General features: G+C 59.5%; 2 protein-coding genes. One reads left to right on the top strand and one right to left on the bottom strand.

Features of this window, described 5'->3' with window-relative positions:
* Positions 1–281: 281 nt before the first annotated feature.
* Complete coding sequence (locus tag CFR80_RS18315; protein ID WP_373636558.1) at positions 282–431, top strand: TetR family transcriptional regulator; 150 nt, start codon at positions 282–284, stop codon at positions 429–431.
* A gap of 26 nt (positions 432–457) precedes the next feature.
* On the opposite strand, the gene tnpC is transcribed toward CFR80_RS18315, so the two are convergent.
* Positions 458–1,121 (bottom strand): IS66 family transposase (gene tnpC, locus CFR80_RS18310; protein ID WP_110507826.1); only part of this gene is annotated, 664 nt, incomplete at its 5' end.

The raw sequence follows: 1,121 nt of genomic DNA, 5'->3' as shown, positions 1-1,121 counted from the left end.
ACACTCAGAAGCTCCATGTCAATCACTCCTCAAACCCCCAGCAGATGCTGCCGGGGAGTGTGAAGGCATGGGTCAAATCTCGATGAAAATTTCCGCCCTGCCCGGGTCAGTTCTCAGTGAAAATCAACAGACAAGGGCGGTGGTTCGCGGGTCAAATCTGTTCACGGATCGGCGCCTTCCGGGATCTGGATACATGGTCGGGTCAAACATCGACCGGCAATGGAAAATCGGTTATGCGAGGACTGTCTCGCATAAAAGAAAGTTGAGGGTACCCTCGCATTATGTCAAGCCCGCCCCGTTCATCACCACTCGCGCCCAAGCGGCAGCGCGGACGCGACCGCGTTGAAGCGATCCTTACGGCCGCGACAACGGTCTTTGGCGAGAAATCTTACGAGGCGGCGACAATGACCGAGATCGCTGCCCGCGCGTAATCATCCGGCGAGAGACGCGGGCGTATTCAGGCGGCGATGGTATTGTGGACCTGCTGGTGGGCTTTCCAGTGCCAGGGCAGGAGTTCATGGAGGCGTGGATTGGGAATGTCATTGATCCGTGCCAGGACATCAGCGAGCCATGCATGGGGATCGACATCGTTCAGGCGCGCGGTGACGATCAGGGAATACATGGCGGCGGCGCGCTCTCCGCCACGATCGGACCCGGCGAACAACCAGGCTTTCCTGCCCAGGGCGATGCCGCGCAGGGCGCGTTCTGCTGCATTGTTTGAGAGGCAGATCCGGCCGTCAGTGAGGAATCGTGTGAATGTATCGGCACGTCTGAGAAAATAGTTCATGGCGTGGGCAACGGGATTTTTTGTCGACATGCGCCGGCAACACTCCCGCATCCAGTCGAACAGATCGTCGACCAGAGGGGCTATGTCTGTTTGACGGACTGCCAGCCGATGTTCTGGGGGCGTACCGTTGATGGTGCGCTCGGCCTGGAATATGGCGTCGATCCTGCCTACTGCCTCTATGGCGAGGGGCGCCTTGTCCCTCTCGGCGATTTTGAACAGCCCTCTGCGTCCGTGGGCCCAGCATCCGGCGGAGACAACCGGCGCGGGTTGGCGTCCCGGTTTCGCCAGAGTATTATAACCCGCATAGGCGTCTGACTGCAGAATGCCGGTCCAG

This window comes from Komagataeibacter oboediens, from assembly GCF_003207815.1.
GTDB classification, from domain to species: Bacteria; Pseudomonadota; Alphaproteobacteria; order Acetobacterales; family Acetobacteraceae; genus Komagataeibacter; species Komagataeibacter oboediens.
This window is presented reverse-complemented; position numbering and strand designations above follow the sequence as displayed.